The 21399-nt window shown below is 67.0% G+C and carries 21 protein-coding genes; 5 read left to right on the forward strand and 16 right to left on the reverse strand.

Annotated elements, in window-relative coordinates; translation table 11 throughout:
* The first annotated feature begins 222 nt into the window (after positions 1–222).
* Positions 223–1356 carry a cell wall hydrolase gene (locus tag MH112_RS05755; protein ID WP_296565096.1) on the forward strand — a complete coding sequence of 378 codons (1134 nt, stop codon included), beginning with the start codon at positions 223–225 and terminating at the stop codon, positions 1354–1356.
* A 5-nt stretch (positions 1357–1361) separates the two neighbouring features.
* On the opposite strand, the gene MH112_RS05760 is transcribed toward MH112_RS05755, so the two are convergent.
* On the reverse strand, positions 1362–2309 hold the full coding sequence (locus tag MH112_RS05760; RefSeq protein WP_296565100.1) for a DJ-1/PfpI family protein: 948 nt from the start codon (positions 2307–2309) through the stop codon (positions 1362–1364).
* An 81-nt stretch (positions 2310–2390) separates the two neighbouring features.
* Between MH112_RS05760 and MH112_RS05765 the strand changes: the two genes are divergently transcribed.
* The gene (locus MH112_RS05765; protein ID WP_296565103.1) at positions 2391–3086 is read left to right on the forward strand and encodes a DJ-1/PfpI family protein; all 696 of its coding nucleotides are present in this window, start codon (positions 2391–2393) and stop codon (positions 3084–3086) included.
* 18 nt (positions 3087–3104) lie between these two features.
* Here the strand turns inward: MH112_RS05765 and MH112_RS05770 are convergent, their stop codons facing one another.
* Genes MH112_RS05770 through nadA form a run of 4 tightly spaced genes read right to left on the reverse strand, consistent with a single transcriptional unit; the run spans position 3105 to position 8258 of the window.
* Positions 3105–4769, reverse strand: coding sequence for a glycosyltransferase family 4 protein (locus MH112_RS05770; RefSeq protein ID WP_296565106.1), 1665 nt, complete (start codon positions 4767–4769; stop codon positions 3105–3107).
* A gap of 35 nt (positions 4770–4804) precedes the next feature.
* Positions 4805–5650 (reverse strand): carboxylating nicotinate-nucleotide diphosphorylase, encoded by an 846-nt coding sequence (gene nadC / locus MH112_RS05775; protein ID WP_296565109.1) that lies wholly within the window; start codon positions 5648–5650, stop codon positions 4805–4807.
* Complete coding sequence (locus tag MH112_RS05780; protein ID WP_296565112.1) at positions 5647–7173, reverse strand: L-aspartate oxidase; 1527 nt, start codon at positions 7171–7173, stop codon at positions 5647–5649. The genes nadC and MH112_RS05780 overlap by 4 nt, the downstream gene beginning before the upstream one ends.
* The gene (nadA, locus tag MH112_RS05785) at positions 7173–8258 is read right to left on the reverse strand and encodes a quinolinate synthase NadA (protein WP_296565116.1); all 1086 of its coding nucleotides are present in this window, start codon (positions 8256–8258) and stop codon (positions 7173–7175) included. The genes MH112_RS05780 and nadA overlap by 1 nt, the downstream gene beginning before the upstream one ends.
* A gap of 222 nt (positions 8259–8480) precedes the next feature.
* On the opposite strand from nadA, the gene MH112_RS05790 reads away from it, so the two are divergent.
* The gene (locus tag MH112_RS05790) at positions 8481–9611 is read left to right on the forward strand and encodes a cell wall hydrolase (protein ID WP_296565120.1); all 1131 of its coding nucleotides are present in this window, start codon (positions 8481–8483) and stop codon (positions 9609–9611) included.
* Here the strand turns inward: MH112_RS05790 and MH112_RS05795 are convergent.
* Genes MH112_RS05795 through trxB form a run of 3 tightly spaced genes read right to left on the reverse strand, consistent with a single transcriptional unit; the run spans position 9608 to position 12481 of the window.
* Positions 9608–10096 (reverse strand): N-acetyltransferase, encoded by a 489-nt coding sequence (locus tag MH112_RS05795; protein ID WP_296565123.1) that lies wholly within the window; start codon positions 10094–10096, stop codon positions 9608–9610. The two genes, MH112_RS05790 and MH112_RS05795, sit on opposite strands and share 4 nt — an antisense overlap.
* 59 nt (positions 10097–10155) lie before the next feature.
* Positions 10156–11454, reverse strand: a complete 1299-nt coding sequence (locus MH112_RS05800; RefSeq protein WP_296565125.1) for a UDP-N-acetylglucosamine 1-carboxyvinyltransferase — start codon at positions 11452–11454, stop codon at positions 10156–10158.
* A 25-nt stretch (positions 11455–11479) separates the two neighbouring features.
* Positions 11480–12481 (reverse strand): thioredoxin-disulfide reductase, encoded by a 1002-nt coding sequence (gene trxB, locus MH112_RS05805; RefSeq protein WP_296565126.1) that lies wholly within the window; start codon positions 12479–12481, stop codon positions 11480–11482.
* A gap of 191 nt (positions 12482–12672) precedes the next feature.
* Here trxB and MH112_RS05810 point away from each other — a divergent pair, with 191 nt between their 5' ends.
* Positions 12673–12849, forward strand: a complete 177-nt coding sequence (locus MH112_RS05810) for a hypothetical protein (protein ID WP_296565127.1) — start codon at positions 12673–12675, stop codon at positions 12847–12849.
* A 55-nt stretch (positions 12850–12904) separates the two neighbouring features.
* The gene (pseI, locus tag MH112_RS05815) at positions 12905–13966 is read left to right on the forward strand and encodes a pseudaminic acid synthase (RefSeq protein ID WP_296565128.1); all 1062 of its coding nucleotides are present in this window, start codon (positions 12905–12907) and stop codon (positions 13964–13966) included.
* Here the strand turns inward: pseI and pseH are convergent.
* From pseH to MH112_RS05855, 8 genes are all read right to left on the reverse strand, one after another.
* Complete coding sequence (gene pseH, locus MH112_RS05820) at positions 13963–14529, reverse strand: UDP-4-amino-4,6-dideoxy-N-acetyl-beta-L-altrosamine N-acetyltransferase (RefSeq protein WP_296565130.1); 567 nt, start codon at positions 14527–14529, stop codon at positions 13963–13965. The genes pseI and pseH overlap by 4 nt on opposite strands.
* Positions 14529–15749 (reverse strand): FAD/NAD(P)-binding protein, encoded by a 1221-nt coding sequence (locus tag MH112_RS05825; RefSeq protein ID WP_296565132.1) that lies wholly within the window; start codon positions 15747–15749, stop codon positions 14529–14531. Before MH112_RS05825 ends, pseH begins: the two co-directional genes overlap by 1 nt.
* 74 nt (positions 15750–15823) lie before the next feature.
* Entirely contained in the window at positions 15824–16858 is a 1035-nt protein-coding gene (gene pseG / locus MH112_RS05830) for a UDP-2,4-diacetamido-2,4,6-trideoxy-beta-L-altropyranose hydrolase (RefSeq protein ID WP_296565134.1), read from the reverse strand.
* On the reverse strand, positions 16855–17571 hold the full coding sequence (locus MH112_RS05835; RefSeq protein ID WP_296565135.1) for a glycosyltransferase family protein: 717 nt from the start codon (positions 17569–17571) through the stop codon (positions 16855–16857). The genes pseG and MH112_RS05835 overlap by 4 nt, the downstream gene beginning before the upstream one ends.
* A gap of 88 nt (positions 17572–17659) precedes the next feature.
* Positions 17660–18391, reverse strand: a complete 732-nt coding sequence (locus MH112_RS05840; protein ID WP_296565137.1) for a TylF/MycF/NovP-related O-methyltransferase — start codon at positions 18389–18391, stop codon at positions 17660–17662.
* Positions 18388–19191, reverse strand: a complete 804-nt coding sequence (locus MH112_RS05845; protein ID WP_296565139.1) for a phytanoyl-CoA dioxygenase family protein — start codon at positions 19189–19191, stop codon at positions 18388–18390. The genes MH112_RS05840 and MH112_RS05845 overlap by 4 nt, the downstream gene beginning before the upstream one ends.
* 107 nt (positions 19192–19298) lie before the next feature.
* Complete coding sequence (locus MH112_RS05850) at positions 19299–20291, reverse strand: class 1 fructose-bisphosphatase (protein WP_296565141.1); 993 nt, start codon at positions 20289–20291, stop codon at positions 19299–19301.
* A 54-nt stretch (positions 20292–20345) separates the two neighbouring features.
* Positions 20346–21356 carry a mitochondrial fission ELM1 family protein gene (locus tag MH112_RS05855; RefSeq protein WP_296565142.1) on the reverse strand — a complete coding sequence of 337 codons (1011 nt, stop codon included), beginning with the start codon at positions 21354–21356 and terminating at the stop codon, positions 20346–20348.
* Positions 21357–21399: the final 43 nt, after the last annotated feature.

Raw genomic sequence — 21399 nt, forward strand, 5'->3', positions numbered from 1 at the left:
CAGTCGCGCTGCGGTGCGGCGCAATATCGCCTTGCGAATCCTTCACGGAGCCGTCATAAGGCAGGCCACTTTGTCGTAGACCCGTCCATTGAACACAGTGCGGACGGGCTTCGTTTTCGAGATTTCAACCCGCAGTGAGGCGGGGGGTTCTCTAAGCGATGATGTCGGGGGGCGATGCGCCCTCGCCGCACAGGACAGGACGTTTTGCAAAATGAAAAATGGGTGCGCGCCGATTGGCGTGCCCTGACCGTTGCCGCCGTTCTCGGCTCCACGGTCGGACTGGCGCTCGGTGGCGCCTATTTGGCCGGCGGGATGGCCGGCGCTGCATCTGACCACGCCCGCGCTGCCCGGTTGGCGGCGGCTGCGGCCGATGGTTTCTCCGAGACGGCGTTACAGGACGCTGCTGCGCGGATGGACCCTGGCGTCCTGCGCGTCGCCCGGCGGCATGATCCCTTCACCGTGGCCGGGGCCGCCGAACGCGACCGCCAGAGCGCGATCTTGGTGGCGCGCCTGGAGCGGGGCGGGGGCGGTTCTGGCCAACCACTGCTGTTGCGCGCCAGCTTGAACCCTTCGCCTGTTCCAGCCGCACCCTTCCGGCTCGGAGGAGCCCTGGAAGCCTCCCGTGACATGGAGTGCCTGACCCAGGCGGTCTATTACGAGGCCCGCGGCGAGACCCCGGCCGGCCAGGCGGCCGTGGCCCAGGTGGTGCTGAACCGAGCCCGTCATCCAGCCTTCCCCAAGACCGTCTGCGGTGTCGTCTTCCAGGGCGCAAACAGCCGAGTCTGCCAGTTCAGCTTTGCCTGCGACGGGGCCATGCGGGCCCGGGTCGAGCCCACCGCCTGGCGTCGTGCCGAGCGGGTCGCTCACCGGGCGCTGTCGGGTGAAGTGATGGCTGAGGTGGGCCGTGCCACCCACTTCCACACCACCTCTGTGTCTCCGGCCTGGGGGCCACGTCTGACTCGGGTGACCCAGATCGGCGTGCATGTGTTCTACCGCTATGGCCGGGATTCAGGCCGGGGTACCATGCTGGCCCATGCCGAGGACATCACACCTGAGCAGACCCAAGCGCCGGTCTATGCTCAGCTAGGCGATGGGCCTGACGTGCGTGCTCAGAGCGAGGCCGATAACGACATTCGCCTGACCTCCGCCACTCTGGTTCCGACCTCGGGTCAGGGCGTCAGCATGGGCATGGGCGGACCTGTCGAGCCGCCGCAGGAGCCGGCCTCGGCCCCCGCCGTCGTCAAGGTCCCCGCCCCCAAGGTCTCAGCCTCAAAGCCCGTTGCCGCCCCGGCGGCCGCCAAGGTGCCGGAGGAGATCTCCGCCCAGACCAAGCCCGCTGCAGGCAAGGTGGGCTGACCCACCTAAGCCTGAGCCCTTGCGGTGCGCCTTAGGGCCTGGGGGGGCTGTCCGAAGCTACGCAGCATCGCCCTTCGGAGCCGTTCAGCGTCACCGAACCCTGCGGCCATGGCGGCCTGTTCAACGCTGGCCCCGGCCTCCAGCTGATCCCTGGCGGCCTGGACCCGCAGGTGTTCGATGGCCTTGGCCGGGGTCATGCCCACGTCGCGGACAAAGGCCCGGGCAAAGTTGCGGGGGCTCATGGCGCAGGCATGGGCCAGATCCTCAACGCCTAGCCGATCCGTCAGCCTTTGGCGCGCCCCGTTCAGCAGCTCCGCAAACCGGCCGGTGGCACCCCCCATCTCCACCAGACCGGAGAACTGGGACTGTCCCCCTGGCCGCTGGCGAGGCGCGACCAGGTGCTGGGCTGTAGCTCGGGCAACGATCTCCCCCAGGTCCTCAGCGATCAGCGCCAGGGCAAGGTCGATGCCGGCCGTGATGCCGGCCGATGTCCACACAGGGCCGTCGCGCACATAAATCCGGTCTGGCTGAAGCTGGACCAGAGGAAAGCGCCGGCGGAAATCTGCGGTCCGATTCCAGTGGGTGGTGGCCCGCCGTCCGTTCAACAGTCCGGCCTCGGCCAGGATGAAGGCTCCCGAACAGATGCTGACGATCCGGCTTGCCCGCGCTGCGGCGGCGGCGACCAAGGCCACCACCCTGGGATCCAGGCGCCCTGGCCGCGTCCCGTCGCCACCAGCAACCAGAAGGGTGTCCAGGGGCCGGTCATCCAGCTCCTGGGCCAACATGGCGGCCCCTGATGAGCTTTTGACCCACCCGGCCCCAGGGGCAACCACCTTCAGGTCATAGCCGTCGGTCACGAAACGGCTGGCGATTTCGAAGGCGGCAATAGGGCCCGCGGCGTCCAGGATCTGGAAGTCGTCGAAGATCACCACAGTGAGGGGGCGGACGGTCATGGCAGAATTAGAGGGAAAAATGTCATTTCAGCCACGACCTGATAGGGTGATGCTGGCCCTGTCAACCCCGGAGCCCGACCCATGACTGAGACCTGCCGCATCGTTTTCCCGCTTTATCCTGGCGTGACCCAGCTCGACTTCACCGCGCCGCACCAGGTGTTCAACCGTCTGCCCGGCGCGGAGACCATCGTCGCCTCCATGGGCGGGGTGGATATCGAGGGTGACGGTCTGGTGTTCACCAGGCTGGCGGACCTGGCGCAGATCAAGGACTGCGACGTGCTTTGCGTGCCCGGGGGCTTTGGTACGACCGCGGCCATGCTGGACGAGGCCTTCATGACCTCGGTGCAGCGGCTGGGGGAGGGTGCCAGATATGTGACCTCGGTCTGCACCGGCTCATTGATCCTGGCCGCAGCAGGCTTGTTGAAGGGCCGCCGCGCGGCCTGTCACTGGGCCTGGCGGGAGCTTCTCCCCCTGTTTGACGTGGAGATCGACGAGGGCCGGGTGTGCCGCGATGGGCATGTGATCACCGGCGGCGGGGTTACTGCCGGGCTCGACTTCGCCCTGGTGGCGGCCGCTGAGATCTTTGGTGAGGACGCCGCGCGTCGGGTGCAGCTGGGCCTCGAATACGCCCCCGCCCCGCCTTTCGAAGGGGGGCGGCCTGAGCTGGCGCCAGCCCATATCCGCGAGCAGGTGCAGGCCATGATGACGGCCGCCCTGGTCGATCGCCGGGCTGGCGCCCTGGAGGCCGCCCGGCGACTGAAGGCCCGCGCCCTCTGAGCCCCCAGAGACCGGGCTCTAGCGCCAGTCCAGCACCCCGGCCTTGCAGAGCCAGACCAGGCCGTAGGTGACCTGCGCCCGCACGTCTGAGGGGTAGGGCGCCACCAGCTCACCGACCCGGCACCAGCCCCCCCCTTGCAGGTCCATGGCCAGGCCCTGGAGCTCCAGACGACTGGCCCGCCAGCCCTCGGCATAGCCGTCCAGCTTGATGTCGCCGACCAAGGCCTGGTCGGTCGCCGGGTCTATGCCGGGCCGCAGTCTGACCTCGGTGTCGGCGGTCAGGCTGAGGCTGGCAAAGCTCCTGTGGTCGAGGAAGGGATCGCCGTGCACGGGATTCAGCCGGAATCCCGGTGCCTGGGGCGGCGCTTGGCGGCGCAGGTCGGCCAGTTGGTCGAACAGATCTCGGTAGCCCTTCACCACCTGTTTCCAGTCAAAGATTTCGCGGACCCGGGCCCGGCCGGCCGCCCCCATGCGCTGACGGAGTTCCCGGGAACTGGCCAGGTCCGCAAGCCCCCGGGCTGCAGCCCCTACATCCACCGCCGTGTACTGCGCCGCCTGTCCTGCATAGGCCTGATAGGAGTCCAGGCGCAGGAGATGCCGACGCAGCAGTCGGATACTCGGCGGACCCGGAGACGGGAACATGGTCGGTGCCAGGAACCCGTCCTGGCCGTGACGGATCGTGAATCGGTAGCCGTCCCAGTCGCTGGCCACGACGGGCAAGCCTGCCGCCATGGCTTCTACTGGCGCCAGACCGAAGGTCTCCTGGATGTTGTCGACCAGGGACAGGAAGACATCGGCCGCCGCCCACATCTCTCCCAGGTTCACCGGGTCGTTGCCATTGATCCAGTGGATGGTTGAACGTGGCGCATAGGCTTGGCCTACCGCTTCGAAATAGTCCCGGTGCGCCGGGTCGGGAAACCAGCCCGTCAGGGCGAAATGCAGCGGCCGACCCGCGAGCTCACCGGCTTCCTCTACGGCGCGGAACATCGCCTGGGGGGTCGCCTTTTCGAAGAAGGACAGGCGACCAACCCATAGGGCCAGCACATCCTCCTCCTCCAGCCCCAGGCGGGCTCGGACGGCGTGTCGAACATCGGGGCGGTCGGCCTTGGCGGCGATCTCGTCCAACTCGACTCCCAGCGGCAGGATCGGCAACTGCGGCATGGGCCGTCGGTCACCGCCAAAGCGTGCCCCCAGATAATCGGTCCAGCCCTCGAACATCGTGCGAATGGAGTCGTGCACCGCGGGCGAGGTGCAGATGATGGCGTCCCAGGGCTGCACAGGGGCGAGGCTGGCCTGAGCGATCTCCTCTCGGGTGGTCGGCGGGGCAATGGTGTGGATCAGCCCCACCAGGCTGTAGGCGTTGTCGTGGGTGGACCCCCGCCTTGCCCAGGCCAGTTCCGCCAGGTCGGCCTTGCCGCGGAACAGGGTCCCGGCCTGGCGCGCCCGCCCGATCTCCAGCAAGGATCCGGTCTCAATCTGTGTGGTGAGGGGCGTGGCGCCCTGCAGGGCCTCGGCCATTGCTGCCACCGGGGTCTCCACCGAGGTCAGGAGATGCAGCCGTTCAAAACCGCCATAACGGGCCAGGGCGCGATAGAGGGCCAGGTTGGCCACGTCGCGTCCAAAGGGATTGGGGCCCAGTCCCAATCCGCCGCCCAGATGGTGAATCGCCAGTTCGCCCGACATGCTCGTCCCCCGCCGCATCGCACGGCGCCGGGATATCAGATGGCGTCGAGGCCGATGTCCAGGGCTGCTGCGGAATGGGTGAGGGCACCGACGCTGATTACGTCCACCCCGGTTTCGGCGATGGCCCGCACCGTGTCGAGATTGACGCCGCCTGAGGCCTCGAGAATTGCCCGTCCCTTGGCGGCGGCCACGGCGATGCGCAGGTCGTCCAGGCTAAAATTGTCCAGCATCACCACGTCGGGGCCGTGACGCAGGGCGTCGTCCAGTTGGGCCAGACCATCGACCTCAACCTCGACGTTCATCAGGTGACCGGCGAAGGCGCGGGCGCGTCGAACGGCCTCAGCCACCCCGCCGCAGGCGGCAATGTGGTTGTCCTTGATCAGGATGGCGTCATCCAGACCAAACCGATGGTTGACCCCGCCGCCGCAGCGGACGGCGTACTTTTCCAGGTGGCGCAGGCCCGGTGTCGTCTTGCGTGTGTCGACGATCGTCGCCCCTGTTCCAGCGACGGCATCCACATAGGTCCGGGTCAGGGTAGCGACCCCGCAGAGACGGCCCAGCAGATTGAGGCCGGTCCGTTCAGCTGACAGCACGGCCCTGGCATTGCCGGTTGCCCTGGCCAGGACCGCGCCCGCCTCCAGCCTTGCGCCATCGGCCACCAGGGGCTCGAAGCGGGCCTGGGGGTCGAGGGCGATCAGGGCCAGTCGAGCACAGGCGATCCCAGCAGCCACCCCTGGCTTGCGGGCGCAGAAGGCCACCGAAAGCTGCGCATTGGCGTCAATGCAGGCCATGGCCGTCACATCGCCGGCCCGGCCCAAGTCTTCGGCCAGGGCGGCCCGAACCACGGGCTCAATAAGGAGGTCGGGCAGGGGCTCAGTCATTCGGCGGCGATGCAGACGGACCCACCCGAGGGGCCGCTCAGGGTCAGGAAGGTCCGCCGGGGTTCAGCCGGGGCCTCGGGGGCGTCAAGGCGATAGTGCGCGCCGAGGCTTTCCTTGCGGTTCAGGGCGCTGCAGGCCGTCAGGCGGGCGGCCGTCAGGTCGGCGCAGGTCCCATAGGCCCCTTCCAGTTCATCGATGTGGCTGATCAGGCGGTTGAGCCCCTGGGCGTCGCGCACCACGCCGGCCTCGGCGCTCATGGCCATGCGAAGGCCCGAGAGCGGGGCGTCAGGAAGCACCGGCGCAGGGGCGATGCTGAGAATGCGGGTGCGGACTTCGGCGGCCTCCCGCGCAGCGGCACCGGCGCGGGTTCCGAAGACGGCGGCTTCCAGCAGAGAGTTGGAAGCCAGTCGATTGGCCCCATGCACCCCGGTCGACGCACACTCGCCTGCCGCATAGAGCCCAGCCAAGGTGGTGGCGCCGTCTGCGTCGGTGACAATGCCGCCCATGTGATAGTGGCAGGCAGGCGCCACTGGGATCGGCTGGACCCGGGGATCGACGCCGCCGGAGAGACAGGCGGCGAACACGGCCGGAAAGGCCTCGGGGAAGTGGTCGCCCACCGCAGCGCGGGCGTCCAAAAAGGCACCCCGCCCGGCCGCCCGTTCAGCGTGAATGGCCCGGGCGACCACATCCCGGGGCGCCAGTTCGGCGGCGGGGTGATAGTGGGCCATGAAGGCCTCGCCTGAACTGTTGATCAGCAGGGCACCTTCCCCGCGCAAGGCTTCAGTGGCCAAGGGCGCAGGGTCACGGCCAATGTCTATGGCTGTCGGGTGGAACTGGACGAATTCCGGGTCTGCGATCATCGCCCCGGCCCGGGCGGCCAGACCCAGGCCCTCGCCGCGTAGTTCCGGCGGGGTGGTGGTCACGGCATAGAGCCCGCCAATACCGCCCGTGGCCAGAATGACCGCCGGCGCGGTGATCTCATGCAGCTGTCCGCCCTGTTCGACGACCACCCCGCGAACCCGGCCTTCAGCATCCTGAAGAAGACCGCGCAGGCGGCAGCCTGAGCGCACCTCGATATGTCGCTCAGCCAGGGTGGCGGCGGTGACAGCGGCCATGATGGCGCGGCCGGCCTGGTCGCCCTTTACCCGGGCCACACGCGCGCGGCTGTGGGCGGCTTCCAGGCTAAGCGAAAAGGCTCCGGCAGCGTCCCGGTCAAAGGGGGCCCCCAGGTGGGCCAGATGGCGGACGGCGGCGGCACCGTCCCGGGCCAGAAGGGCGGCCCGCTCGGGGTCGACGAGACCAGCGCCGGCCGCAACGGTGTCAGCGGCGTGGAGGGCCGCGTCATCCTCGTCAGACAGGGCCGCAGCCATGCCGCCCTGCGCCCAGGCCGAGGAACAGCCTCTGTTCAGGGGCGCGCCGGTCAGGACCAGGGTCTTGCGGGGCGCGGCGGCCAGGGCCGCCGACAGCCCTGCCAAACCCGCGCCGACGACGAGAACGCCGTCGTGCTGGGTGCGCAAGGCCATCAGATCAGCTCCACATCCACATGGTGGCGGGCCTTGACCAGGTCATAGCGGGCCGGAATGGCCGGCGGCGGCAGATCGATCATCCGCTGCACCGCCAGTCGGGCGCGGTCGGCGATCACCGGATCGACGGTGACCTCGTACTGTTCCTTGACCAGGGCCTCATAGATATTCTCCAGGCTGATCCGCTTCATGTGCGGGCACAGGTTACAGGGCCGGAGAAACTCGGTGTCCACCGCGTCTACAGCGACATTGTCAGCCATGGAGCATTCAGTGATCAGGATCACCTGCTTGGGCTTTCGGGTCAGGACGTAATCGTTCATCGCGGCGGTGGAGCCGGCGAAGTCCGAGACTTCCAGCACCTCGGCCGGGCATTCGGGATGGGCCAGGACCTCGGCGCCCGGGTGAGCAGCCTTCAGCTCCAGGATATCCTTGGCCTCGAAGCGCTCATGCACTTCGCAGCGCCCCTGCCAGGCGATGATCTTGATGTCGGTCTGGCGCGCCACATTGCGGGCCAGGAACTCGTCCGGAATGAGGATGACCCGGTCGACGCCCCATTCCCGTGCCACATGCTCCACCACCTGGACGGCGTTGGCGCTGGTGCAGCAGACATCGGTCTCGGCCTTCACGTCGGCGGTGGTGTTCACATAGGTGACCACCGGAATGCCGGGATAGCGGGCCTTGATCAGGCGAACGTCATCGCCGGTGATCGACGAGGCGAGGCTGCAGCCGGCGCGCAGGTCGGGGATCAGGACGCGCTTGTCCGGCGACAGAATCTTGGAGGTCTCGGCCATGAAGTGCACGCCGGCCTGGATGATGATGGCCGCATCAGAGCGGGCGGCCTCCTTGGCCAGGCCCAGGCTGTCGCCCACATAGTCGCCGACCCCGTGAAAGATCTCGGGCGTCATGTAGTTGTGGGCCAGGATGACGGCGTTCTTTTCCCGCTTGATCCGGTTGATCTCGGAGATCAGCGGAGCCTGAATGCGCCATTCCATCGGGGTGACGTGCTTCTTGACCCGCTCCCAAAGTGCCTGGGTCTCGGCTTCGACCTCGGGGGTGAAGGCGAGGGGGGCAAATCCGTCGGCCATGGCGTCCTCTTTATGCTCAAAGTGAGCATTTCTCTGGCCCAAAAAAGTGCGCCTGCGGGCGTAGGGCTAGGCGCCTCTGATATGCTCAAACAGAGCATAAGCTATGGAAAGAGATATAGACCCTTGCCGGCGGGATGCAAGCACCCGCTTTTTCGCCATCGTCTTGTCGCCTATAGCAGGGCTGCGGCGGGCCGTGAGTCTGCGCTACCACTGGACGTCTTTTTGATCGCTTCCCTTCGCTCTTTGGCCCTGGTCTTTGCCAGCCTCACCCTGGCGGGGTGCCTGACCACCTATGACCGGCCGCTGAACGCAGGTCGACCGGAGGGGCTGGCCACCGTTGCGCGCAGTTTTTCCGAGGCGGGGCTGCGCCGGCTGACGGCCGATATGGACCCGGCGATGCTGGCCCTGGCCCAGCGCCACGACCCAGCGCCCCGCACCGACTATTGGGGCCGGGTGCGGGGATGGGAGACCTATGACCTCGCCACTTTGCCGACCCTGGGGTTTGGGACCGCCTTTGACCTTGCGGCCCAGGAGATCAACGCCCTCAAGCCCTTTGCCGACCTGCCGATCAATCCCATGGAGCCCTTTATTCTTCGGGCCTCTCGCCAGGACCAGGCCCAGGCGCTTCGCTGCCTGAGCCAGGCCATCTATTATGAAGCGGCCCGCGAGCCGCTGGCGGGTCAGCGGGCGGTGGCACAGGTGGTGCTGAACCGGGTCCGCCACCCGGCCTATCCCAACTCCGTCTGTGGCGTGGTGTTCCAGGGCTCAGCCCGCAACACGGGCTGCCAGTTCAGCTTCACCTGTGATGGCTCCCTGACCTGGGCCCCCGAGCCCTGGCTCTGGCGGCAGGTGGAGGCGGTGGCGCAGGAGGCTCTTCAGGGCTTTGTGGAAACCGGGGTGGGATCGGCGACCCACTATCATGCCGACTATGTGGCGCCTTACTGGGCCCCGACCCTGGTGAAGATGACCAAGGTCGGTGCGCACATCTTCTATCGCTGGACCGGCCCCATGGGTGAGCCGCCGGCTTTCACCAGCCGCTATGGGGGCGGAGAGGCCGCTTTGTCTGTGGCAATTTTGGGGGGCGTCGACCCGCGCACCCAGGGCCTGTTCAACACAGGGGGGCAGGGGGTTGTCCCTGGCCGCCAGGTGACCTTGGCCCTGGCTGGCGAGGTGCGTACCTATGAGGTGGCAGAGCCGGGAGCTGGCGAGGCGGCGACAAGGGTCGCTGGCGTTCTGCAACCCAGTCGCCGCCAGCCTACCCCTGAGGAAGTCCGCCTGATCAATGAGCGCCTGGCACAGGTGGAGGCCGAGTTGAACGGCGCGCCTTTGTCGCCGGTCGGACCTCCCGACTAGAGACCGTTGAACCCATCGGGATAGGCCAGGGTCAAAGGCGCATCGAAGGCACCGTCTTCCAAGGGCAGGGCCATGAAGGCCGGTGAGCCTGCATAGGGGGAATTGACCTTTGCCGCCGCCGCCGCTGAGAAGCCGAAGCGGGGGTAGTAGTCGAGATGCCCGAGCACCAGGACCCCGTGCGCGCCGCATTCCTTGCAGAACTCCAGGCTGGTCCGCACGAGGTCCGAACCGATGCCCTGTTTCTGTTGGTCCGGCGACACCGCCATGGGGGCCAAGGCCAGATAGAGGTTCACGCTGTCGGCCCAGAGCCGGCTGTACAGAATGTGGCCGATGATCTGACCTTCGCCTTCCGCCACCATCTCGAACACGCTGTCCCCGTCCGCGCGTAGCCGCGCCACCAGGTCAGCCTCAGCTGCGCCCGGGAAGGCGGCCAGATTCAGGGCATGGATGGCTGGGTGATCGGCAGGCCGGGCATGTCTGATCATCGTATCGTATCCCCACTTTCAGCCGTCATGGCTGAGCGGCACCCCGCTGGCCTAGGGCCTTAATAGCCCATCACCCATTCCACGTCGGCCCCTAGGGCGTTCAGGTTCTCGACGAAGTTGGGGTGGGCGCGCTTGATGGGGGCGGCGTTGTAGATGGTCGACTTGCCCTCGATGCTGGCGGCCAGCATGAACAGCGCAATGGCCACCCGGATGATGTAGGGACTTTCCACCTCGGCCGGGAAGAGCGGCTTACCCCCATAGGTGATCACCCGGTGGGGATCGCAGAGCACGGCATGGCCACCGAACTTCGCCAGTTCCGAGGTCCAGCCCAGCGCGCCCTCATAGACCTTGTTCCAGAACATCACCGAGCCTTCGGCGCGCACGCCCAGCGCGATGAAGATCGGCAGCAGGTCGGCCGGCACATAGGGCCAAGGCGCGGCCTCGACCTTTTGCAGGATATGACTCGTATAGGGCTGACGCACTCTCAAGGGCCCATCCAGCCTGGCCCTGGACCAGCCGTCCTTGTGAGTCACCTCGACCCCGAACTTGGCGAAGGTGCGATCAATCAGCGGGAAGGATTCCGAGGCGCCATTTCGCACCGCCACATCGCCGCCGGTGATGGCGCCCATGGCGAGGAAGGTGGCCACCTCGTGGAAGTCATCCTGGAATGTGAAGGTCGCCGAGCCCAGCCGATCGACCCCTTGGATCGTCAGGGTCGAGGCGCCGACGCCTTCGATCTGAGCGCCCATCTGGATCAGGAAGCGGCAGAACTCCTGGACGTGGGGCTCACAGGCGGCGTTGACCAGTTGGGAGCTGCCCTTGGCTGTCGCCGCGCAGATGGCGAAGTTCTCGGTGGTGGTCACCGAGGCATAGTCGAGCCAGTGCCGGGCACCGCAGAATCCCTGCGGGGTCGCGATCACGATGGCCCCGTCCCGGGTTTCGACGGTCGCCCCAAAGGCCTCGAACACTTCCAGGTGCGGATCGATCTCGCGGGCACCCAGGGTGCAGCCCTTGGCCTCATCCTCCAGGCTCGCCCGGCCAAACCGGTGCAGCAGGGCTGGGATCAGCATCACCGATGACCGCATGCCGAGCGGCAGGTGCGCGCCTTCCGCCCGCAGGTTCTCCCCGTGGTGCAGCCGTAGGGTGCCGGTGACGTAATCCATCTCCACCTGGCTGCCGAGCGCCTGGAAGAATTCCAGAATCTTGCGCACATCGGTGATGTCGGGCACCCGGTGCAGCACCAGGGGGGCGTCGCTGAGCAGGGTTGCGCACAGCACCGGCAGGACGGCGTTCTTGTTGGCGGAGGGCGTAATCTCGCCCCGCAGGGGGCGGCCCCCGCGTACGATCAGATTGGTCATAGGCCCTCGTTTAGCACTGGCGCGCCTACCAGACGCCGATCTTGGCAGCCTCAGCATGGCTGATCGGATGATTGGCCTTGCGATGGTCTTCCTCGGCCAGGAAGCGCACCGCCTCCAGGGCCGCCATACAACCCATCCCCGCTGCCGTCACCGCCTGACGATAGATGTCGTCAGTGACGTCGCCGGCGGCATAGACCCCTTCGATCTCGGTGGACGCCGTGCCGGGCGTCACGTCGAGATAGCCTGAAGCGTCCATGGACAGTTGGCCCTTGAACAGCTCCGAAGCCGGGGCGTGGCCGATGGCTACGAAGACGCCCGCGCAATCGACGGTTTTCGTCTCGCCGGTCTTGACGTTCTTCAGCCGCACGCCGGTGACGCCCAGGGGGTCACTATCGCCCAGTACCTCGTCCACCGCGCAATCCCAGACCACCTCGACCTTGGGGTGGCTGAACAGACGTTCCTGCAGGATCCTCTCGGCGCGAAGCTCGTCCCGGCGATGGACCAGGGTGACCTTGGAGGCGAAATTGGTCAGGAAAAGGGCCTCTTCCACCGCCGTATTGCCGCCGCCCACCACCACCACGTCCTTGCCGCGATAGAAGAAGCCGTCGCAGGTGGCGCAGGCCGAAACGCCAAAACCTTGGAACTTCTGCTCGCTGTCGAGGCCCAGCCACTTGGCCTGGGCGCCCGTCGCGATGATCAGGGTTTCGGCCAGCCAAACCTGGCCGGAGTCGCACTCCAGCCGGAACGGACGCTGAGACAGGTCCACCTTGAGGACGATGTCATTTATGATCTCGGTCCCCACATGGGCGGCCTGGGCCTGCATCTGCTCCATCAGCCAGGGTCCCTGAATCGCCTCGGCGAAGCCGGGATAGTTCTCCACATCCGTGGTGATGGTCAGTTGGCCACCGGGCTGCAATCCAGCGATCAGGACCGGATTCAGCAGGGCGCGGGCGGCATAGACGGCGGCGGTGTAGCCCGCCGGGCCAGACCCGATGATTAGGCAGCGTGTGGTGCGAGGCTCAGTCATGGGCTCTATTTAGAGAAGATTCCGCAATGCGCGAGGGCGCGGGCGCAACAAGATGCGCCCTTGGCCGTTCCTCAGTCATGACAGATCAATTCTCCTCCTCTTCAGCTACCCCCTCCGCCTCGCCGCCGCCGGGTTCCAGCCCTGCAGCTTCACAGCTTCCTGCAAGCCCGACCAGGCACCGTCCGCTCGAAATGGCCAGTCAAAGCGGCCTGCGAACCACCGGTGCCTGGATGGGTATTGGGACCGCCGTCGGGGCGGGCGTCGGCGCGGCCCTGGGCCATCTGGCCCTGGGTGTGGCTTTCGGAGCTGGTCTGGGGGCTGCACTTGGGGTCGCCCGGCGACGAAAGGGACCAGATGCGGCGACTTAACGGCCTGTTTTGAGGTCGAGGTCTAGGCTTGCGTCCTGCCCACGGGGACCGAGTCGTGCCTGACCAGACCACCATCGAGATCGCCGGTCGCAAGATCGGTCCCGGCCAGCCGCCCTTTGTCATCTGCGAGCTGTCGGGCAACCACAATGGCGACCTGGACCGCGCTCTGGCGATGATCGATGCGGCGGCCGCCACGGGCTGCGACGCTATCAAGATCCAGACCTATACCGCTGACACCATTACCATGGATGTGGACCGGCCGGAGTTCCGTATCACCGGCGGGCTATGGGACGGGCGCAGCCTCCATGAGCTCTATCAGGAGGCCCAGACCCCCTATGACTGGCACCCGGCCCTGTTCGAGCGGGCCAGGGCTAGGGGGGTGATCCTGTTCTCCAGCCCCTTTGATGAGACCGCCGTCGACCTCCTCGCCAGCCTCGACGCCCCGGCCTACAAGATCGCCTCTTTCGAGGCCATCGACCTGCCGCTGATCGCCTATGCGGCCCGCCAGGGCAAACCCCTGATCATTTCAACCGGCATGGCCAATCTGGCCGAAATCGAAGCGGCCCGAGACACCGCCCTCGCCGCAGGGGCGGCCGGGGTGGTGCTTCTGCACTGCGTATCCAGCTATCCGGCCAGCTTCGCCGACGCCAATCTACGCACGATCCCAGACATGGTGGCCCGGTTCGGCTGCCCCGTTGGCCTGTCGGACCACACCCCGGGAACGGCAGCGGCTGTGGCCGCTGTGGCCCTCGGCGCCTGTGTGATCGAGAAGCATTTCACCCTGGCCAGGGCCGACGGGGGACCTGACGCGGCGTTTTCCCTGGAGCCGGCTGAGTTTTCAGCCCTGACGGCGGACGCCCGGGCGGCCTGGGAGGCCCTCGGCGCGGCTCATTATGATCTGCTGGGTTCGGAGGCCGCCAACGCCCAGTTCCGCCGCTCGCTCTATGTGGCTGCCGACGTAAAGGCTGGCGCGCGGCTGACCGCAGGAGACGTCAGGTCGATCCGGCCGGGCCTTGGCCTTGCTCCGCAGCACCTCGCCGCCGTGATCGGGCGTGTGGCGGCCCGTGATCTTCAACGGGGCGAGCCGATGGCCTGGGACATGCTGCAAGACAGCTAGTCGAGGACGTAGCCCTTAGAGCGCAGGCGCGCGCGGCTGGCCTCCCGGGTGGCGGCCCAGTCTTCGGCCAGCAGGCCTAGACCGACGACATCGCAGGGCACCCCGGCCTTCCAAACATGCCGGCGGAACAGGGCTTCACGTCGGAAGCCAAAGGACTCGTGCAGCTTCCACACGGCCTCATTCTCCACCAGAACCTCGCACCAGAGCTTGGTCAGGCCCATGGGCCCGAACACCTGCTCGATCACCCAGTACTCCACATAGGCGCCGACGCCCTTTCCCCGGACGGAGGGGGAGGCCAGGTAATAGGCCCAGGCGCACCGGCGATGGGCGGGCGAGATGTCGGCGAGATTGGCCAGACCGACCGGCTCACCCTCCAGGGTGATGATCCAGTAGCGCCGGGCAGGATCGACGAGGGCCGCAGCAAACCAGTTCGCGTGATCGGCCTCGCTGATCAGGCTATCGGTATACATCCATTGGGCGACATCGGGCTGGTTGCGCCACTGGAGTAGGCGATCGCGGTCGGTAGGCGTCACATCGCGCAGCTGAACCTGCGGCCCGACCATCAGGCGACGGCCGCGACCGGGCCTGCGGCAGGTGCCGCCACCGAGCCTGACGCCTCGAGGCGTTGAGCCATGCGCTCGGCCAGGGCGCTAAAGCGGGCGGCCAGATCGGTAGATTCCCAACCCGCTACAATGAAGCTGCCTTGGTGCGCCTGATGCAGGTCAGCCTCCAGCCTGGCCAGCTTCTGAACCGCCTCTACCGAGGGGCAGGCGAAGCGGGTGCGCATACTGGTCAGCACACAGGCATCCAGGATCATGGGACGCCGTGCGAACGGAGATAACAGCCGCAGCACCTCAGCCCTTAAGGCCTCATCGCCGGTCTCTTCGACACACTCAACGCTGACCAGGGTTTCCCCCCGGCTTTGATAAACCCGCACCGCACTGACCTTGCCCTCGCCGGTGAAGTTCCGGACTGTAAGGGGCAGGGGTGCCTCCAGGCGGGCGCGGAAAACATAACTCGCCACCCGTTCGCCGATCATGCGCGGCCTTTGACCGCGACCGCCGGTGAGGTCGAACAGGGGAAGGGGGTCGGCCGCCCAGACCACCAGCTCGTCGGCCTTGCAGGTCATCGCCGCCTCGCGGGGCGACACCAGGCTGTGCAGACGGATTTCAACCCCCAGACGGGCCAAGGCGCGGCTGGCCGAGGCGAAGAGCCCATTGAGGCCATCGCGGGGCACGGCTCCCCGCCGGGGCGTCGAGACATTGACCGGAGGGGCCTCACCGACAGGGGTCAGACGCACCTGATCAAGCCCCAGGGCCGGGGCAGCGCTGGCATGGACCTGATCAAGCCACACTCCGAGGCGCCATTGGCAGTACTGGGCAAGGGGATCGGCGGCGGCCCGGGGATAGGTCCGTAGAATGTCATTGATGGACAGAGGGGTCTGGTTCGCGACCAGCGACATCACACCAGCGGCCAGTACAGGGCCTTCGCCCCAGCTGGCGCGCGGGCCATTGAGGGAGGGGTTGATGGCACCGAAGTGCAGGTCGACCTCTTCAAAGGCTACCCCGTGCCACTCCAGGGCCTGCCGGATGGGATCATGGGCCGGACCGAAGGCAAACGCCCCATCCCGCAGCTCCAGGCCATGCGAAACCCGGGGCAGGCTCCAGCCGCCGAGACGGTCGAGGGCGTCTTCCAGGACAATGTCCCGGACGCCAAGCCGGTGGGCCTCAAAGGCGGCGAGGATGCCTGTCAGACCACCACCGATAATGCGAACCCTGCTCACCTCACGGCCTCCTCGACCTCCTGTGAAAGGGCACCATGAGGCAAAGGTCGGAAAACTCAGTTAAGGCGTCTGCGTCAGACGGTCGCGGCCTGGACCAGCAGGGGCCAGAAGGTTTCGGCGACCCGTGCGGCACCGGCCCCATCGCAGAGTTCTGCGCTGCGCGTCGCCAGGCGGGCCCTCAAGGTCTCATCGATAAACAGTCGGGTCATGGCCCGGTCGAAGTCCACGCCGAAGCTCTCGGCCCGAGCGTCCACCATCAGAACCGCGCCGGCCTTGGACAGGGCGGTTGCGGCAGGAACCTGGTTGTCGGCGATGGTCACCACCACGCTGGGCAGCCCCAGCACGCAGCGTTCCCACATGGCCGATCCAGCGGCCCCTACGGCCAGATCGGCGGCGGTGGCCAGCTCGGCCATTTCAGGGGTGTCCACATGCAGGGTCAGGCGCCGATCATGGGCGGCGATGCGGGTCAGGCCCTTTCGGCTTGGGGCGCTGGCCCCCACCACCACATCCAGGGCGATCTCGCCATAGCGTCGCCGCAGCTGTTCCACCACCCGCCCGGTGATCCCGTCCAGATCCGTCAGCCCCATGGAGACCAGCACCCGTCGGGGCGTTCCCTGGCGACGGGCCAGGGCGCTACTGCGCAGGGCCGCAAAGGCCGGGCGTACAGGAGCATGGTTCGGCCCCAGCAACAGGCGTGCGCCGGTGGTGGTCAGGCCGCTATAGTCGGCCTCGGTTCGGGCGGGGCCTGAGTCCAGGACGACTGCGCCGCCCAGGGGACGGTTCGCCAGATCGTCGATGACAAGGGCCGGGCGGCCATCAGCAATCGCCACGTGGGCCGCGCGCTCCAGGCCATAATGATCGAAGACCACGGCCTCGAAGGCCTGAGCTCCAGTCTGCGCGGCCAGGACATCAGGGGCCATGGAGGCGATGGCGCGCCGGGGGATGTCAGGGGCATAGGCCGACAGGATCGCCTCCACATGGGCGTCGGCCATGAACTCACAACCGGCGCCCCGTTCGGTAAGGGCGGCAGCCAGGGTCAGGCTGCGCATCACATGGCCACCCCCGACCTGGGGTCCGGCGTCGGCGATAAACAGAACCCGTGGGGTCATAGGCGTGGCGCTCCGCCAAAGGTGATCAGATCTGGCCTGGCCCGCACAAAGGCGCGGACATCGTCAGAAGAAAAGGCCGGATTGGCGGGATAGAGGCCCTCATAGACCTGGCGGACGAAGGCGTAGTCATCAGCGGTGTCGACGGTCCAGCGGACCTGGCCTTCGTCCACCAGGGGATCAAGGCGCGCCACGCGGTAGCGATCAGGGGCGTTTCGTACCGCCCACGTGACGTGCTCCCGCGCCTCGGAGGTGTGATCCTCGAGCGCCGTTCGGCGCAGGGCGGCCGCCGAGATTACCTCCACATCCTGGCCCTTGGGATAGCCTGAAGGATCATAGCGGTTGTGGGTATAGTCGGCGTTCTGCGCCAAGTGCAGGTCGACGGTGGCGTCGATCACCTCGGCGTCGATCAGCGGACAGTCGCCGGTCAGGCGCACCACATGGTCAGCCGGCCAGGTTTCCAGGGCGCCGACGAAGCGGGCTAGAACATCGGCGAGCGGCCCGCGATGGACGGCGATGCCGGCCCTGCCAAGCGCCTCAACCAGAGGATCGTCAGTGGCGTCCAGGCTGGTGGCAACCACGATCTGGTCGAGCCGGCGCGCCCGCGCCACCCGTTCAATCTGGCGCAGCAGCATAGGCGCGCCGGCCAGGGGCAGAAGCACCTTGCCGGGCAGACGGGTGGAACTGAGGCGGGCCTGAAGTAGGGCGAGAATCAATCTGGGGCTCCTGTGCGCGCAAGGTAGCCGTCATTGGGGCGGCAAGGCGCCGTCCTTCGCCCCCAAGAGCTCTTTCCTGGAGGCGCCCCTATTCCTTGATGAAGAAGCCCCCTGGGGCCGACGCCCAGCCGAATTTCTCAATTCTCGGCGGTGATCCGTCGAAGAACTCTTCCAGGGCCTCGCTTTCGCCCGGCCATTCGCGGATGGCGTATTCGTCCAGCAGCACCACACCTCCGGTCAGGATCCGCGGCCAGAACGCCTTGAGGGCCTCTAGCGTCGGTTCATAGAGGTCCATGTCCAGGTGCAGCAGGGCGATGCGCAGGCCGGGATGCTCAGCCACATAGGCATGAGCCGTCTGACGGACATCCCCGTCGATCAGCTCCACCCGCGGGCGCTGGGGGACGAAGGAGTCGGCGTTGAAGGCGTCCACCAGGGCAAACAGGGTGTCGCGGAACTGGGCCGGATTCCAGCCCTCGGCGGTATTGCCAACCCGGGCGTCAAGGCCGTCCTTTTCGGACCGATCGGCCAGGCCCCTGAAGTGATCAAAGCCCAGCACCTTCCGAGTACGGTCCCCAGGGCTGAAGGTCTCCAGGAAGCGGGCGAAGGTCAGCAGGGACGCGCCCTTATAGACCCCGCACTCGACGATATCCCCGGGCATGTCCTCAATCAGCTTGAAGACCTCATAGTGGGCGAAGGCCTTCATGAAGTGCATCCGCCGGCCAAAGGAGGCCAGGTTGGCGATCAGGTCGTGATCGTCCAGGTGGCCCTTGAGCAGGCCGCGCAGGGTCTCGTCAGCGGGGATCTTGGGAGCGGTGCTCATGGACGTTCCTCAGAAGCGATCAGGTCCGGATGCAGGGTGGCGAAGGCCTCGAACCCGTCGGCCCGTCGGTTGCGCCAGCCGCGCGCGATAACCTCGGGCGCCAGCAGGTCGCCGAACCGGACCTGGATGGAATAGCGGTGCCTGGGGCCGGGATTGTATCCCGAGCGGTGCGGCACAGTGTTGTGGAACATCAGCACATCGCCAGGCTGCAGCTCCGGCTTGCGGCTGGCGGTCTCAAACCCGGCGTGAAAACTCTGGGTGATGAAGGCGTCTGTGGTCCCCAGGGCGTGGCCTTGCGCGTCACGCTTCAGGCGGACGTCAACAGGATAGAGCCTGGGTTCTTTGGTCTCCACCACATCGATGCCGCCATTGATCTCCCCCGACGGGGTCAGGGGCGTCCAGGCTGTGACCGAGCGGGAACAGAGCATGTTGTAGGGATAGTCCTGATGCCAGTCGAAGCCCCGCCAGGGCTCGCCGGCCAGGTCCATCCGGAACACCGCATGCTGAAACGGGCTGTGCAGCCGCCGGGCCCCGGTCATGGCCTGGGCAGCCTCCCGTAGCGGTTCGGCGGTGACGATCCGGCGGAAGACGTCGGTCTCTCGCATGGCGTCATAGACCTGTCCCAGGCGGGGGCGGTCATTTCGCCTCAGAGCGTCAACCAAGGCGTCCACGTCCGGGTCTTCCCCCTCGGCAGCGGCCCCTGCGGCTGAGAGCATGTCCTTGAAGGTCTCCAGAGCCTCAACCACCAGCGACGCTGGCAGGAGACCCTTCAGCTCTTTCACAAGGGGCGGGGCGGTCACGGCAGGGGGCTCCAGCGCAGGAACAACCGGGCAAGGCTAGGCCCGCGCCTCTAAGCAACTGTTAACCGTAATCCCCTGCGACGAGGGGTCGCCGTCGCCAGACCGACTCAGGCCGCGTGATAGTCTTGAAGACGGGCGATTTCGGCGGCGGAGCCGAGCATGACCGAGGCCCTTTGGTGCAGGCTAGTGACCTTGGCGTCGAGGGTCGCGCCGGTGCCGTCAAAGGCACTGCCGCCGGCCTGTTCCACCAGCATGGCCATGGGATTGGCTTCGTACATCAGGCGCAGCTTGCCTGGACGATCAGGCTCGCGCTTATCCCACGGGTACATGAAGATGCCGCCCCGGCTCATCACCCGGTGCACGTCGGCCACCATCGAGGCGACCCAGCGCATGTTGAAGTCCTTGCCCCTGGGCCCTTCGACCCCAGCCAGGCACTCCTCCACATAGCGGCTGACCGGCGGGGCCCAATGGCGGGTATTGGCCGTGTTGATGGCGAATTCCTTGGTCTCTGCGGGAATACGCAGGTCGGCGGCAGTCATCACCCAGTCGGCGCTGTCGGGATCTAGGGTGAAGGCGTGAACACCCTTGCCCAGGGTCAGAACCATTTGGGTCTGTGGGCCGTAGACGACGTAGCCGGCGGCAACCTGTTGGCGGCCTGGCTGCAGGAAGTCGGCCTCGATGACGGCGCGGCCGAGGCTGTCTTGCGGGGTCGGCAGGATCGAAAAGATGGTGCCGATGGAGACGTTGACGGCGATGTTGCTGGACCCGTCCAGGGGATCGAACAGCAGCAGGTAGCCGCCTTCGGTGCCCACCTCCCGAACGGGATGAATGGTGTCCATCTCCTCCGAGGCCATGGCGCACAGCCCTTTGGCACCTGCGCAGCCTGCCAGCAGGACGTCGTTGGAGAGCACGTCGAGCTTCTGCTGAACCTCGCCCTGAACATTTTCGCTTCCAAGGGCACCCATGGCCTGGCCCAGGGCGCCGCGGCGCACATGGCCGTTGATGGCCACGCAGGCCTCAGCCACCGCCGCGATCAGCTCAGCAAGGCGCGGATCGGCGGCGCTCTGCGAGAGAAAGGCGGCCAGGTTGGTCGGGGTCACGTCACACCTCGGGATTGAACGGTCCCGGCGGGTATCGCGCCTGAACCGGACTGTCTAGCTGTTCTGGCCGAGGCTGCGGGCGTCGTAGCGGGCGAGCACCTCCGCGGCGGCCCGGGCGGTTTCCGCCAGGGGCTCGTAGGTCCAGCTATGGAAGGCGCCGCCAAAGGGCCTGGCTGCGCCCAGGCGCTCAAGTTCGTCGTGATACAGGCGGAACTTGAGGCTCTCGCCTTCCATCTTCAGAATGAACACCGGCTTGCCGGTTGAGGCGGCCTCGGTGGTCATGTTGGTGGATTCCTCAGTGACCAGCACATAGTCGGCGGCTGCCAGGAAGGCGAAGTAGGGGTTCTCGCCCTCACCATCCCAGATCATCCCCGGGAGGTGTCGCAGGCGGGCGCTGAGCAGGGCCTTGGCGTCCTCCGGTGTTCGGCGGGAAAAGGTCAGCAGAACTGAGCCACCCTCCTGAAGGATTGGCAATTCGATCTCATGGGCCATGGCCGCGGCCCGTTCCGGCGAGAGCCCGAAGGCTTTGGACTTTCCGCCGATCAGCACCGCCACGCGGGGATGGGGCAAGTCTCGCAGCTGGTCCTCGAAGCGGGCGTAGTCGGCGGCCAGTCGGGCCGGGGTGACCCGGTGGGGGGCCCCGACGATGGGCAGCACATTGTCCCCCTGAAGACGGTCATGCTTGGGGGGGATGACCAGATCGAAGGCGCCGACCGGCACCCGCGGGTCCTGTAACTGGACAACCAGCGTTCGCCCGCGGCTCCAGCGCCGCATGCGCAGTGACAGGGGCAGGGTCGCCCGGCCCGCCGCGATCCAGATGTCTGGCCAGGGCGGGGCGATATCGCAGTCGGGGGCCAGAGCGCGCAAGGGCGAAGGGTTCAGCCACCAGGGCAGGGTCCCCAGGCCGCCGCGCCAGCTCACGCGCTTGATGCTGAGGTCGATGGGGCGCAGCTCGCCCATGGCCTCGGCAAGGCCCAGGCCCTGGTTCTCGATCCCCGTCCGGCCGTCGGAGACAACCCAGACCCGAAGCGACGTCTCAGCAGAAGTGGTCACAGGCAAGTCCATGGCGGCGCCGGCCCCGAGCGGCAGACCCGAAAGTGTCGGATCA

Origin of the sequence: Phenylobacterium sp., assembly GCF_022402485.1 — a bacterium.
Taxonomy (GTDB): domain Bacteria; phylum Pseudomonadota; class Alphaproteobacteria; order Caulobacterales; family Caulobacteraceae; genus Phenylobacterium.

Coding starts and splice junctions, on each gene's coding strand:
- MH112_RS05760 (WP_296565100.1), bottom strand. CDS start 2,309: ATGACCGTCCGCCCCCTCACTGTGGTGATCTTCGACGACTTCCAGATC.
- MH112_RS05765 (WP_296565103.1), top strand. CDS start 2,391: ATGACTGAGACCTGCCGCATCGTTTTCCCGCTTTATCCTGGCGTGACC.
- MH112_RS05770 (WP_296565106.1), bottom strand. CDS start 4,769: ATGTCGGGCGAACTGGCGATTCACCATCTGGGCGGCGGATTGGGACTG.
- nadC (WP_296565109.1), bottom strand. CDS start 5,650: ATGACTGAGCCCCTGCCCGACCTCCTTATTGAGCCCGTGGTTCGGGCC.
- MH112_RS05780 (WP_296565112.1), bottom strand. CDS start 7,173: ATGGCCTTGCGCACCCAGCACGACGGCGTTCTCGTCGTCGGCGCGGGT.
- nadA (WP_296565116.1), bottom strand. CDS start 8,258: ATGGCCGACGGATTTGCCCCCCTCGCCTTCACCCCCGAGGTCGAAGCC.
- MH112_RS05795 (WP_296565123.1), bottom strand. CDS start 10,096: ATGATCAGACATGCCCGGCCTGCCGATCACCCAGCCATCCATGCCCTG.
- MH112_RS05800 (WP_296565125.1), bottom strand. CDS start 11,454: ATGACCAATCTGATCGTACGCGGGGGCCGCCCCCTGCGGGGCGAGATT.
- trxB (WP_296565126.1), bottom strand. CDS start 12,481: ATGACTGAGCCTCGCACCACACGCTGCCTAATCATCGGGTCTGGCCCG.
- MH112_RS05810 (WP_296565127.1), top strand. CDS start 12,673: ATGGCCAGTCAAAGCGGCCTGCGAACCACCGGTGCCTGGATGGGTATT.
- pseH (WP_296565130.1), bottom strand. CDS start 14,529: ATGGTCGGGCCGCAGGTTCAGCTGCGCGATGTGACGCCTACCGACCGC.
- pseG (WP_296565134.1), bottom strand. CDS start 16,858: ATGACCCCACGGGTTCTGTTTATCGCCGACGCCGGACCCCAGGTCGGG.
- MH112_RS05840 (WP_296565137.1), bottom strand. CDS start 18,391: ATGAGCACCGCTCCCAAGATCCCCGCTGACGAGACCCTGCGCGGCCTG.
- MH112_RS05855 (WP_296565142.1), bottom strand. CDS start 21,356: ATGGACTTGCCTGTGACCACTTCTGCTGAGACGTCGCTTCGGGTCTGG.